The organism is Asaia sp. W19 (assembly GCF_003994335.1).
In the GTDB taxonomy this organism is placed as follows: Bacteria; Pseudomonadota; Alphaproteobacteria; order Acetobacterales; family Acetobacteraceae; genus Asaia.
Genome location: NZ_PNQZ01000020.1, coordinates 51,748 through 63,593 on the forward strand (window position 1 = coordinate 51,748; position 11,846 = coordinate 63,593).

At 59.6% G+C, this 11,846-nt stretch carries 12 protein-coding genes; 5 read left to right on the forward strand and 7 right to left on the reverse strand.

Annotated features, from left to right (window positions below; translation table 11 throughout):
• Positions 1 to 92: 92 nt before the first annotated feature.
• The 4 genes from C0V97_RS05785 to C0V97_RS18785 form a co-directional block, all read right to left on the reverse strand.
• The gene (locus C0V97_RS05785; RefSeq protein WP_127101625.1) at positions 93 to 2,315 is read right to left on the reverse strand and encodes a TonB-dependent siderophore receptor; all 2,223 of its coding nucleotides are present in this window, start codon (positions 2,313 to 2,315) and stop codon (positions 93 to 95) included.
• 156 nt (positions 2,316 to 2,471) lie between these two features.
• Positions 2,472 to 2,597 (reverse strand): hypothetical protein, encoded by a 126-nt coding sequence (locus C0V97_RS18780; protein ID WP_255424162.1) that lies wholly within the window; start codon positions 2,595 to 2,597, stop codon positions 2,472 to 2,474.
• 24 nt (positions 2,598 to 2,621) lie between these two features.
• On the reverse strand, positions 2,622 to 3,014 hold the full coding sequence (locus tag C0V97_RS18540; RefSeq protein WP_199751657.1) for a hypothetical protein: 393 nt from the start codon (positions 3,012 to 3,014) through the stop codon (positions 2,622 to 2,624).
• Entirely contained in the window at positions 2,981 to 3,115 is a 135-nt protein-coding gene (locus C0V97_RS18785; protein WP_255424163.1) for a hypothetical protein, read from the reverse strand. Before C0V97_RS18785 ends, C0V97_RS18540 begins: the two co-directional genes overlap by 34 nt.
• A gap of 585 nt (positions 3,116 to 3,700) precedes the next feature.
• Between C0V97_RS18785 and C0V97_RS05795 the strand changes: the two genes are divergently transcribed.
• Positions 3,701 to 4,888: an outer membrane beta-barrel protein gene (locus C0V97_RS05795; protein ID WP_233581996.1), complete on the forward strand. Its 1,188-nt coding sequence runs from the start codon at positions 3,701 to 3,703 to the stop codon at positions 4,886 to 4,888.
• Positions 4,889 to 4,999: 111 nt separating this feature from the next.
• Here C0V97_RS05795 and C0V97_RS05800 read toward each other — a convergent pair whose 3' ends face one another.
• Complete coding sequence (locus tag C0V97_RS05800; protein WP_127101629.1) at positions 5,000 to 6,046, reverse strand: low specificity L-threonine aldolase; 1,047 nt, start codon at positions 6,044 to 6,046, stop codon at positions 5,000 to 5,002.
• 77 nt (positions 6,047 to 6,123) lie between these two features.
• On the opposite strand from C0V97_RS05800, the gene folD reads away from it, so the two are divergent.
• On the forward strand, positions 6,124 to 7,020 hold the full coding sequence (gene folD, locus C0V97_RS05805; protein ID WP_127101631.1) for a bifunctional methylenetetrahydrofolate dehydrogenase/methenyltetrahydrofolate cyclohydrolase FolD: 897 nt from the start codon (positions 6,124 to 6,126) through the stop codon (positions 7,018 to 7,020).
• Positions 7,017 to 7,775, forward strand: coding sequence for a methylenetetrahydrofolate reductase (locus C0V97_RS05810; RefSeq protein ID WP_127101633.1), 759 nt, complete (start codon positions 7,017 to 7,019; stop codon positions 7,773 to 7,775). Before folD ends, C0V97_RS05810 begins: the two co-directional genes overlap by 4 nt.
• A 12-nt stretch (positions 7,776 to 7,787) precedes the next feature.
• Here the strand turns inward: C0V97_RS05810 and C0V97_RS05815 are convergent, their stop codons facing one another.
• Positions 7,788 to 8,879: a putative zinc-binding metallopeptidase gene (locus tag C0V97_RS05815; protein ID WP_127101635.1), complete on the reverse strand. Its 1,092-nt coding sequence runs from the start codon at positions 8,877 to 8,879 to the stop codon at positions 7,788 to 7,790.
• A 41-nt stretch (positions 8,880 to 8,920) separates the two neighbouring features.
• Entirely contained in the window at positions 8,921 to 9,772 is an 852-nt protein-coding gene (locus C0V97_RS05820) for a transglutaminase family protein (protein ID WP_127101637.1), read from the reverse strand.
• A gap of 338 nt (positions 9,773 to 10,110) precedes the next feature.
• Here C0V97_RS05820 and C0V97_RS05825 point away from each other — a divergent pair, with 338 nt between their 5' ends.
• Together C0V97_RS05825 and C0V97_RS05830 are read left to right on the forward strand one after the other, a co-directional pair.
• Positions 10,111 to 11,577 (forward strand): circularly permuted type 2 ATP-grasp protein, encoded by a 1,467-nt coding sequence (locus C0V97_RS05825; RefSeq protein ID WP_127101639.1) that lies wholly within the window; start codon positions 10,111 to 10,113, stop codon positions 11,575 to 11,577.
• A partial coding sequence (locus tag C0V97_RS05830; protein ID WP_233581995.1) for an alpha-E domain-containing protein occupies positions 11,574 to 11,846 on the forward strand: 273 nt, incomplete at its 3' end. The genes C0V97_RS05825 and C0V97_RS05830, both read left to right, overlap by 4 nt.

Sequence of the window (11,846 nt, forward strand, 5' to 3'; positions counted from 1 at the left end):
ACACGCATACATGACAAAAAACCCCCGAGGCGCTCCTGCGCCCCGGGGGTTTTTCATGCCTGCCGGAATAGTGAGTATCCCGACACAGGATCTTACCAGGCGAAACCGATCGTTGCCTGGGCATTACGGCGCTCGCCGTAATAACAGAAGGCCTGACCGTAGGAGGCGTAGGCCAGACAGTTGGTCACGTAGTTCTTGTCGAAAATATTGCGGACATTAGCGCCGAGCGTCCAACCCTTGAGGGCATGCGAAACCTCGCCCAGATCGTAGCGCAGTGTCGCATCGAACAGCGCGTATTGAGGCACATTTGCGCTGCCATAGCTGGCCTCACCGCCATAGGCCGAGGCGGAGTATCGCATTCCCGCGCCGAAACCGAGCGATTTGAGCGGCCCCTTGGGCAGCGTATAAAACCCGAAGAGCGAGGCATTGCCTCGACCAGACTGGATCAGCGGCTTGCCGGTCGAATCATCATGGACGCGCTGCACACTGACTGCGGCATCGACCGTCAGGTTATGCCAGTTATCGATATGCGCCTCGAACTCGAATCCGTCGGAATGCACAAGACCATTCTGCACGTTATAGATCGTGTTAGGCACCGAAACGAGCACGTTGGTCTGTTCGATATGAAATCCCGCCGCCGTAAGCAGCACCGGTGTCCCGGGAAGCTGGTATTTCAGACCGCCCTCGAGCTGTTTGCCAATGGAGGGATTTGCCTGGGCCTGGGTCTTGCCCCCGTCATTGGAGACGATGCCCGTCTGAGGCTGGAACGAGGTCGAATAGCTGATATAGGGCGCCAGTCCGAATTTGAAGTGGTAGAGCCCCGCTGCGCGCCAGGTGATCTGGCCCGGGCTCTGCTTCGAGTTCGAGGCCGAATAATACTCGATCTGGCGTGAGCGGAACCAGTCATTACGAATGCTGCCGGTCAGCACCAGACCGCGCCAATGGATCTCGTCCTGTCCGTACACGCCGATCTGATGCGAATTCACCTTGTAGCGCGCATAGGTCTCGAGCGGGTTGATCCCCATGTCATAATTGGGAGCGAAGACATCCAGATCGGGTGCCGCGCTCTGTCCGGCCGTCTCATTGGCCCATTGCTGCTGATAATCAAAACCCGCCATGAGCAGATGGGTGAGCGGTCCTGTACGCAGCTTGCCATGAATATTGCTGTCAAAGGCCAGATTGCGCGTGTGCTCGGTCGTGCCAAAGCCATAACGTGGCAGAAGGCTGTCCGTGTCCCAGTAACCGGCATTATAGACGCTGCGATATTGGGTCTTGATGTCGTCATAACGACCGCGCGTCGAGAAATTCCAGTCCTCGTTGAACCGGTGGTTATAAATGTAGGTAAACGCACCGTGCTTGCGGTTGAATTTCTCGAAGCGTGCATCGCCATCGTAGAAATTGCGAGGCAGATAGCCACCAAATGGCGCAGGCTTGAGCGATCCTTCAAGCGGCACACCGCCATAGGTGCCTGCCTCGGGATCATACTGATAATTACCCAGAAGGGTCAGGGTATCGGGTCCATTGCCCCCGAAAGCCACGGAAGGGCTGATCGAGAAACGTCGACTCCCGGTACGCACGAGTTGCGTGTGCTGACCGTTGATCGTGCCATAAAGACGATAGCGGATCTGACCATCCTTCGTGGCATAGCCTCCCATATCGGCATCGACGCGATAGAGGTCGAACATGCCTCCCGTGGCATTGACAGACCCGTAAGAGGCGCGATCCGTGGGCAGCTTGCTGGAAAGCGCAACCAGACCGCCGGGGCTGGATTGGCCATACAGCGCCGAGGCCGGTCCCTTCAGGATCTCCAGTCGCTCGAGGCGCGACGTATCGACCTGGGCGATGGCATATCCTGTCGGGCTGTCCTGCAGGCGCAGCCCATCCAGAAATTCAGGAATGGTGAATCCGCGCAGCTGAAACAGGTCATAGCGTGTTCCCACACCGCCGCGCAGGTCAGGCGTGATTCCCGCCGCATAGCGTATGGCCTGGTTGAGCGTCAGCACGCCCCGAATATCCATCTCGTTTCGCGTGACAACCGTGACGGACTGGGCGGTCTCGATAAGCGGTGTCGAGGATTTGGTTGCCGAGGAAGCGATCGTCGCCCCCTTCTGACCGCGTACCGTCAGATGCTCGGTTTTGCTGGCCGCAGCCGCGCGGGCCGGGAGTTCGGAGGCAGCACGCCCCGAAGCCTGCCGGCCTTGTTTGGGGTGCCCCGCGTCTTTCTGCTGTTGGTCCTGCGCCTGGGCGCTCCCCGCCATAAGCGCCATGAGGGAAACACACATCGCCAGACCCGTCCGGGTGAAATCCGCGCGCATAAGAATGTCCTGCCGTGAGAAAACGGCAGAGCCATACCGATACTGCGAGTCATTCGCAATTTAAGTTAACAACTCGGTTATGTTCTACCGAGAGGGTGTGGCCTAAATATCACCCTTTCGTGATTATGTTACCAAGGAGATCCAGGCGGATCGACTTCAAGCCAGAATCTCCAGCACTTTCTGCGCCATGACCCCGCCCAGAACACGGTTATTCTCAGGCGTGAAATGCACACCGTCGCTTCCCTCTGTGGTGATATGAGCCCCCGCATCGAGAAAATTCACACCTCCCGCCTGAGCAAGAGCCTGCTAAGATGCGGCCAACGCCTCGGATTTCGGCTGTGCCCCGGCAAATTCAGCTGCGAGCCAGGCTCCCGGGATCGGTTTGAGCGCGGGCGGCGCGACAATCAGAAGCGCCGGTGCCGGATAGGCCGTCCCCACGCCGCCTGCGCTTCTGGCAACCTGCATCGCCAATGCGGCCATGCCCCGGGCAATTTCATGGGGGGTTCGACGATACACGGCCTTGGTGTCATTCGTCCCCAGCATGATGATCACCAGATCGAGCGGCATATGGCTGGCCAGAGCGGCCGGCAGATAAGCCGATCCGTCGAGACGCGGGTCATTGGGATCTGCAATGCTCGTCGTTCGCGCGCTCAGCCCCTCCTCGATCACCCTGAAGCCGTCCCCCAGAGCACGGGCCATGATTCCGGTCCAGCATAGCGTGTGCTGGGCGTTCCTGAAGGGACAGGCATCCAGCCCCAGGTGAGAGAATCGCCGAAGCACAGGATATGGCGTGTGGTCATGCGCGTCGCTCCATATGGGCAAGGTCGGCCCCTTGGGGTCCGGACCAGCATGATACGAAATGATCAGCACGCCAATCACATTTCCCGGACAGGATAGGGTCGGGAGGCCCGTATCGAGGATCGGATGAGGAGGTCTGCGCTTGCAAGGCACGCCGATGCAGGCCCGAGAGTCAGGACCGCGCCATCATCATTCCGACCAAATAACGATGTCACATTTTGTCATGATATCGAGAGCAAAGCCTGGCTATCATCACGAGGCCCCGGATTTGCGCGAGAAAATCGTGTCTTGCACCGCGTTTTCCTCCCGATACTGGAAGAGATCGGGACCCTGACGGCTGTCATCCCCTCATGTTACAGCACTGTCATCTGAAAACCACAGTTAAGAACAAATTCTGTTGCCTTGTTGATACAATTATCATTCCAAAATAAAACGATCTTGTTGGATCGACGATACTCCCATGAAGGGCCGATTAGTCCCCCGGGAGCTTACTATAGGGATGGGTTATGAACCTGCTTCGCCAAGTTTCGCGCCATTTCCGCAAAACCGTTGCGGCCGGAGCGCTCACGCTTCTGGCCACGACTGCCATGCAGGAAACTGCCCATGCCCAGATTGCTGTCTTCAAATCGGCAGAGAGCCCGTGGCTGAAGGATATCGTCCTGACCGGGCTGATCGAGGGGGGCATCACCGCCAATCCTGCGCGTCCCGATAATGGCATCAATTTTGGCAACTTCCTTGGGGATCACGCCAACCAGGCCCAGCTCAACCAGCTCAGCCTGACACTGACCAAGCCGATCGATCCGACCAAATCCACCTATCAGGTCGGCTTTACCATTCAGGGGCTCTATGGCTCCGATGCGCGCTATTATCACCTGCTTGGCGTGTCCAACCGGGCTATCGGCGATCGCTACCAGCTGATCCCGGCGCAGGCCCATGTGGATGTCCATGCGCCGCTTCTGACCCCTGGCGGGATCGACATGCAGGTCGGCATCCTGCAGGCCCCCATGGGCGTCGAGGTTCTCGACCCGACGGCGCGCCCCTTCTACACCTTGGCCTATACTTCCCAGTATTCCGTACCCTTCGAGCATCTTGGCGCCATGTTCCACTGGCACATCACCAAGATGTTCGATTTCAACTTCGGCATCGATACCGGCAACCAGACCACCTTCGGCGGTAATGACAACAACAATGCCGCAGCCGGATATTTCGGCTTCAACGTGAACGGCCTCGCAGACGGCAAGCTGAACATCGTCGAATTGTCACGCGTCGGCCCGGAAAACGGCGTGGGCGCACTGGGGCCGATCGCCAACACGGCGCAGCGCTTCTGGAACGATATCGCCGCCTATTACACCCCGACAGACAAGCTGAGCCTGACGGGTGAGTTCAATTTCCTGCATGACAACGGTCTCCACGCGGAGACCTGGAGCGTGGTCACCTTTGCAGGTTACAAGATCACGCCCAGCCTGACCTTCAACTATCGTGGCGAACTCTATCGCGACAGCACGGGTCTGTTCGTCGTGAGCTTCCTGAACAACCAGGCCTATATGAACGCCTTCAAGGGCGGCTATGCGCCTGCCGAATCCGCTCCGGCCACGACCTATGGTGCGCTTACCCTCGGCGTGACCTACAAGCCCGACCTCGGTCATGGCGTACGCGTGTTCGCGCTCCGTCCCGAGATCCGCTTCGACCGCTCGCTCAATGGCACCACCCCCTTCAATGATGGACGCAACAGCGGCGTCTTCACCTTCGGTGGCGATGCCATGATCGGCTTCTGAATCGTCTGCGCCTCACAGGGCAGCCGGTTTTCCGACCAAAAAAGGCGCGGTCCCGATGGGTCCGCGCCTTTTTCTGTTTCTTCTCCTGCCTGACAGCCCAGCTGGACGTATTCAGAGCGCTGCGAGAAAGCCATCCACATCGGCGGTTTCCGTGGCCCAGCAGGTCACGAGACGGATAAGCACGCCGTCAATTCCGGGCGGCGTCGACCAGCGATAAAAGCCGAAACCCTGCGCTTCCAGGTCTGCAACGCTGCGCTCTGGAAGGACGACAAAGACCTCGTTCCCCTGCACATCGAAGGGAAGTGAGGCTGCGGGATGGCGTTGCAGCCCATGGGCCAGTCTCTGCGCCATCGTGTTGGCGTGCCCCGCATTGCGCAGCCACAGATCATCTGTGAGCAGGGCATGAAGCTGGGCGCTGAGATAGCGCTGCTTGGACCAGAGATGACCGCTGCGCTTGACGCGGCGCAGGAAATTCTTTGCCAGATCCTCGCGGAAAATCATCACGGCCTCTGCCGCCATGGCCCCATTCTTGGTGCCTCCGAAACTGATCATATCGAACCCTGCTCGCCAGCTGACATCGGCAGGACGGCAGCCCAGCGCGGCCACGGCATTGCCTAGACGCGCTCCGTCGAGATGGGTGGCGAGCCCCGCCTCACGCGCGCGATCGGTCAGAGCCCTGAGATGATCGAGCGTATAGACCGTTCCCCACTCCGTGCTCTGGGTCAAAGACAGGGTCTGAGCAGGACTCGTATGCACACCATGGCCGATATTCGCGCGCAGGGCGCGGTCAAGATCAGATGGCACCATGCGCCCATCGGCGGAGGGTATCGGCAGGAGCTTGGCGCCATGCATGAAGAATTCGGGCGCGCCCCCCTCGTCATTGGCGATATGGGCACTCTGATCGCAGATCACGGCCCCGAAGGGATCGGTCGCGGTCGACAGGGCCAGGCTGTTTGCTGCCGTGCCCGTGGCTACCGGAAATACCCAGACATCGCGTTCGAACACGTCGCCCGCCAGAGCCCTCAGCTGCGCGGTCCCATCATCTTCTCCATAAGCAGCTGCCGATCCGTGATTGATCCGCTCCAGAGCCTCCATCACCGCCGGGCAGGCTGGCGCAATATTGTCACTGGCGAAGTTCTTGCGTATTGCCTCGGTCACGTCCGTTCCTCACTTCGTTTACAGGCCCGTCAGCAGGTCGTAACCGGCATTGGCCCCCTGCAACAGGAATCACCCTCATGAAACACGATCCAGCGCTGACAGGAAAGCTCATCGACGGCAAGGCTATCGCCCGCCGCCTGACGGACCGCGTCAAGGCCGAGGCCGAGACGCTGCGTGAACGGACGGGCAAGATTCCGGGACTGGCCGTGGTTCTGGTGGGTAATGACCCAGCCAGCGAAGTCTATGTCAAGAACAAGGCCATCCAGACCCATCGCGCGGGCATGCGGTCTTTCATGCACATGTTGCCCGAGACGACGGAACAGGACGAACTGATCGAGCTGATCGCCCGGCTGAATGCCGATCCGCAGATCCATGGCATTCTCGTGCAGCTCCCTCTCCCTCCCCAGCTCGACCCGATTGTCGTCACCAACGCCATCGCCCCACACAAGGATGTGGATGGGTTGGGTGAGGTAAATGCCGGGCGCCTGAGCCTTGGCATTGACGGGCTCGTTCCCTGCACACCGCTCGGGTGCCTCATGCTGCTTCAGGAAACCCTGCCCGCGCTGCGCGGCCTGCATGCCGTCATCATCGGTGCGTCCAATCTGGTGGGCAAACCCATGGCCCAACTCCTTCTGCGCGAAGGCTGCACGGTGTCGGTCGGGCATATCGATACGAAAGACGCGCGCAGTCTCGCGCGTGAAGGCGATATTCTCGTGGTCGCAACCGGCAAGAACGGCCTTGTACGCGGCGACTGGATCAAGCCTGGGGCCACGGTCATCGATGTCGGGATCACACGCATCGCGACGGCAGATGGCAAGACCCGTCTCGTCGGGGATGTCGCCTTCGATGAAGCAGCTCCCATTGCCGGCCATATCACCCCTGTACCGGGCGGTGTCGGCCCCATGACCATTGCCTGCCTGCTGCACAACACGCTTCAGGCCGCTCGGATTGCCCTGGACGCGCAGCCCCGATGACACGACCCTCGAGCCGCGTCGCGATCGAACTGATTCCCCGCGACGCACAAAGCCTCAATGCCGATCTGGACCAGGTGAAAAACCTCGTCCCCGGTGTGACCACCATCAATCTGCCCGATCTTCTGCGCCTGCCCCTGCGCTCATGGGATGGGGCAGCTCTGGCGCATCGCCAAGGCTTTGCCGCGATCCCGCACATACGCGCCACGGACATCGCCCCGACTGCCCCCCTGCCCTGCGCCGAGCAGGAGGGCATCCGAGAAATTCTGGTCATTGCGGGCGACCCCCCTCCCAATGACAGCCATCCGAGTTGGCCCAACAGCTCGGCTCAGATCATCGCCCGCTATCAGCGCGAGGCTCCGCATCTCAAGGTCTACGCGGCCTTTGATCCCTATCGACGGGCGCCTTGGCAGGAGCTGGACGATATCAAGCAAAAGCGCGACGCAGGTGCGGCCGGGTTCTTTACTCAGCCACTCTTCGACAAGCGCTTTTTCGAGCTTAGCGCCTCATGGCTCGAAAATGATGTGGTGTTCTGGGGACTTTCTCCGGTGATTGGTCCCAAGGCACGTGGCTATTGGGAACGCGTGAACCACGTGGTCTTCCCCGGGGACTTCGAGCCCAGCCTTGACGCAAACATTGCTTTTGCCCGTGCGATCCTGACGGAAATTCGCGCGCGTGGGGACAATGCCTATCTCATGCCCCTGCGCGTGGCGCTTGACGCCTATCTCGCGCCGCTGGCCGATCTCCTGAACACCTGAGCAGCACGCCCCTCAAGGGGCGTTCGCCGCCTGAGTCTCGCGAATCACGTCATGAATGAAGCCCAGCTTTTCCCTGATGCTGCTGGTCAGTACAAAGGGATAGAAATCCTGTAGCCCCATCGAGCGATTAAGGCTGTTAACCGCCATGCTGAGCGGCAGCCACGCATTCATGATCTCGTCGAAACCAAGCGTCAGATACGGATCCCCCCCTATGGCTGGAGCCGAGAACTCTGGCGCGGTTGGTGTCAGCGGGGCAATGACGATCCCATAAAGCCAAGCCGTTTCGAGCGTGGAGACAATATGGAGGTAATGCGCCCAGGTTTCGGCGAAATCCTCCCAAGGGTGAGACGCCGCATAGACGCTTACGTGATGCGCCTGCCAGTCCTCGGGCGGCGGTCCCGCATAATGCGCCTTGAGTGCCTCCTGATAATCCTGGCGATCATCACCGAACACCGCGCGGCATCGCTCGATCCTGCCGCCATCCCGTATCAGAAGATTCCAGTAATAATGTCCGATTTCATGACGGAAATGGCCAAGAAGCGTTCGGTAATATTCGCCCATCTCGACCCGCAGGCGCTCACGCTGCGCATCATCCGCCTCGCGTATGGCCAGAGTGATCAGACCATCGCTATGCCCCGTCATGACCGGGGCTGACCCGTCTGGCGCGTCTTCAAGAAAATCAAAAGCAAGCCCGTTTTCCGGGTCCTGCAGACGGCTTACGATGGGTAGTCTGAGTCTGATCAGGGCGTGGAAGAGCCTGTGCTTGGCGATTTCAATCTTGCGCCAGCGTTCCAGATTCCTGGGGTCAGCCAGATCAGGGATCGTGCGATTGAACTGACACGCGTAGCAGAGCGGTCCACGCGCCGATTCCTCCGGGCTGAGAAGCCAGTTACAGGCATCATGGGCATGATTGGCGCAATAGCGATGCGGCACGCTCTCGAAGCCCGGCTCCATGGGGAGCCACAAATCGGGCTCCTGGCCCGGATTGAGCGCCGTCAGATCGGCAACCTTGTGCAGATAGCCCACAGCGTGGTGGCAAGACTCGCAGCGCGTGTTCTCGAAGAACAGGGGCTGGGCGCAGCATTCACAGGAAAAGAGTTTCACGGATCGATCATCCCGGTGGCGATACCAGCCGGAACCCGTCGTCAGGGTTTTGGTTCCCTGTGAAGATAATGCGCCTGCATCAGAACATCGAATTCGGCATCGCACCGGTCGAGCAATCCCGAGACAGGTGCTGCGGCATCCGGCGTATCCGAGGCCGCGAGCGGTATGTGATTTTGCGCGGTGATCAACCCTGATGTCGTGTCGAACCCAACCCAGCCCTGATCCGGAACCCAGATCTCGGCCCAGGCATGCAGATCGCAGGTCAGTCGATCAGGATCCACCTGCAAGGCCGAAGGCTCGACGAGATAGCCCGACACGAAACGCGCAGCGTACCCCAGATGGCGCGCCAGAGCGATGAGGAGCCAGGCGCTGTCGCGACAGGATCCGGCCTCACGCGCCAGGGTTTCACCCGGTGCCCAGACGCCGGGCTCCATGCGCCGCATATAGTGCAGTCTGGTCGCGATACGGCGCGCGAGCGTGGTCAGACGTGCAAGATGCGTCCCCACGGGAGAGGGGTCATCCGCCTGGAGGAAAGCGGTAAGCACATTCGCCTCGACCACGGGGCGCCGATAGGTCGGGTCGAGGGGTTCTGCTGCGCCCCCTCCGGGTGACAAGGCAGGCAACGGGTCATAAGGCGCCAGGTCGACGATCATGCTGACATCGACCACGAATTCGGACATGCGCTCCGAAAAGATCACCTGAGACACGAGATTGTCATGACTGTCCTGCCCCCAGGTCAGCCCGGCGTGACTGGGACCGATCGAGAGGGCGTAGGTCGTGATCGCGTTGCGCATACGCAAGGGTGGCCGCAGACGAATCGTCTGGGGGCCGAGCGAGACCATACGGTCATAACGATAGGTTGTGCGGTGATTGAGCAGGATCGGCCTGCTCATGGCCGTCCCTGCCCCCCGAGGCACGATCTCATGACGTGGACTTCCCAACTCCTTGTGCTCGGCAAGAGCAAACCCATGACGACAAGCCCCCCTCACCCGATCAGGATCAGGATCATGGGGCCCAGCCCTCGTGCAGGTCAGCACACGACGGCATGGCAACCATATCGCCCGAACGCGGTTTTTGCACGACTGGTCTTGTGAGTCCTTCGGGCCTCACGATGATTTCTGCCCCGCCGTTTTATATCTTGGCAAGCTCCGGAGTTTGGTAGTTTAATAATAATCCGTAACGTTTCGGACCAGGATACATCACGTCATTCCGAACCAGAAGGTGAGAAAATATGGCGTCTGACGCCTCGCCAATTCAGGAAGCCGGTATTTTTTCAACCTATGACAGGCCACAGTTTTACTGTGAACTGATGAATCGGGGCGATGAATTGCCAGAGGCATTACGGGAGGTGCAGGAAAGACTGTCCCATCTCTCTCTCAAGGACCTGCGCGATCGCACCGCCGATGCAGAGAGTCAACTCTGGCGGCTTGGGATTACCTTCACGGTCTATACCGAGCGACAGGCGATCGATCGCATCCTGCCTTTCGACATGATCCCCCGCCTGCTGACTGCCGAGGAATGGGCTTTCGTCGAACGTGGCGTGCAGCAGCGCGTCAAGGCGATCAACCTTTTTCTGTGGGACATCTATCACGACCGTCGCATCCTTGATGACGGGATCATTCCGTCGGATCTCGTGCTCAAGAACGCCAATTATTGCGAAGCAATGATCGGTGTCGACGTTCCTGGCGGTGTCTATGTGCATATCAACGGCACTGACCTGATACGGGATCGCTCCGGTCGGTTTCTGGTGCTCGAGGATAATGCCCGCACCCCGTCAGGCGTGTCCTATGTGATCGAGAACAGACACATGATGCTACGGCTCATGCCTGATCTGGCCTCGGGCATCGCCCTGCGCTCCGTGGACGATTACGGTGTGCGCCTGCATCGTGCCCTGTGCGACGTCGCCCCTGCGGGTATTGTCGATCCCCAGGTGGTTCTTCTCTCACCGGGCATCTATAATTCCGCGTACTTCGAGCATGTATTTCTTGCCCGTGAGATGGGCGTTCCTCTTGTCGAGGGGCGCGATCTGGTCGTTGAAAATCATCACGTTTATATGCGCACCGTCGCAGGATTGCGACCGGTTCACTCGATCTATCGACGAATCGACGATGCCTTTCTCGATCCTCTCGCCTTCAATCCCGAAAGCCTTCTCGGCGTCCCTGGGCTGGTGGATGCCTATTGCCGGGGCAATGTGACACTGGCCAATGCGTTGGGCACGGGTGTTGCGGATGACAAGGCTGTCTATGCCTACATGCCGCGCATCATCCGATATTACCTGGGTGAGGATCCCATTCTGGACAGTGTCGAGACGCATATCTGCGCCGAGCCAGAAGGACTGGCCCATACGCTGGATAATCTGGGCAATCTGGTTGTAAAGCCGGTGGGCGATTCAGGTGGATACGGCCTGATCATCGGCCCCCATGCCAGCGCGGACGAACTCGAGGCTTTTCGTGAGAAACTGATCGAGAACCCGGCCAATTACATCAGCCAGCCTGTCATCGACCTTTCCGTTGTGCCTACGCTTTGTCCTGCCGGGGTAGAAGCCCGTCACGTAGATCTGAGGCCTTTCGCCGTCACAGGGGCCTCGACATGGGTTCTGCCGGGCGGCCTGTCCCGTGTGGCGCTGCGCAAGGGCTCTCTGGTTGTCAACTCGTCACAAGGCGGCGGATCCAAGGATACATGGGTGATGTCCGCATGACACGTTTTTCGCCCCCGCTGCACGGGATGCTCCCCGACCTCAACACGCTGCTCTCGCGCTATGCCGAGAACATGATGTGGCTCGCGCGCTATATGGAGCGCATCGAAAACCTGGCGCGTGTTCTGGAGGGGACAGAAGCCTTCGTGCGAGGACCGGATGGCAGGCCCGTCTGGGACACTATCGTGCAGATCAACTCGGATGGGCAGCGTTTTAGCGAATGCTATCCCAACCCGCGGGAAGAAGATTACCTGCGCTTTTACATCACTGAC